Here is an 819-nt window from a genome sequence, read left to right as displayed (position 1 = left end):
GGTGGAACTCCTGCAGGAGTTCCACCTCGGCTGTTTTGTTGGGTTGGGTGGGGTTGTGGGTGGTTTTGCGGACGGAAACACCCGTTAGCCGGGATCTGCGCTTTAGCCGCAACGAGACACCCGTTAGCCGGATTCTGCGGCTTAGCCGTAGGGAAACTCCCTTTAGCCGGATTCTGCGCTTTAGCCGCCACTGCTAACGGGAGTTTTTGTTGCTAAAGCGTGGGTGGGTGCAGAAAAGGGGCCGAGGGGCCAGTGCGGGGCCGGCTGCTTCGCCCGGTGAAGTGGTGCGCACCGGGCCGAGTTGCTCACACCGGGCGAGGCCGCTTCCACGCGGTGTGCTTACTTTTGGCGGCCCTTCATCCTCGGGTTCTGCTTGTTGATGACGTAGATCTTGCCCTTGCGCTTGACGACCTGCGCGCCAGGCTGGTTCTTCAGAGAACGAAGTGATGCTCGCACCTTCATGGGATTCCTTTCGACTGCTGCAGCCTGGCTGTTCCGGCTGCTCTTGTGGCCCGACTGTCTGCATTAGTTGACGGCCTGCTTGAGCTGGCGGTCTGCTTTGTCGGGTTGGTGTGATCAGGCCACGCTAAACGTTGAATCCCATGTCATGGAGTGTTCATATGCCTATCTGTTCATCTCGGCGGTTTTAGCGGCAGCGCTGGCGGATGACGGCCGGGTGAGGGCACCGCGGGGTGGATTTGTTCGGAGGGAAACACCCTTTAGACGGATTCTGCGGCTTAGCCGTAAGGAGACACCCGTTAGCCGGGATCTGCGCTTTAGCCGTTACTGCTAACGGGAGTTTTTGTTGCTAAAGCGTGG

General features: G+C 59.1%; 1 protein-coding gene. It reads right to left on the bottom strand.

All coding sequences use genetic code 11. The annotated features are described in order from the left end of the window. Nucleotides 1-339: 339 nt before the first annotated feature. Nucleotides 340-462, bottom strand: a complete 123-nt coding sequence (ykgO, locus tag HMPREF3092_RS04180; protein ID WP_019174766.1) for a type B 50S ribosomal protein L36 — start codon at nt 460-462, stop codon at nt 340-342. Nucleotides 463-819: the final 357 nt, after the last annotated feature.

This window comes from Brevibacterium sp. HMSC24B04 (assembly GCF_001806835.1).
Taxonomy (GTDB): domain Bacteria; phylum Actinomycetota; class Actinomycetes; order Actinomycetales; family Brevibacteriaceae; genus Brevibacterium; species Brevibacterium ravenspurgense.
Note: the sequence above shows the minus strand (reverse complement) of the source record. Positions and strands in the feature narration are given on the sequence as shown.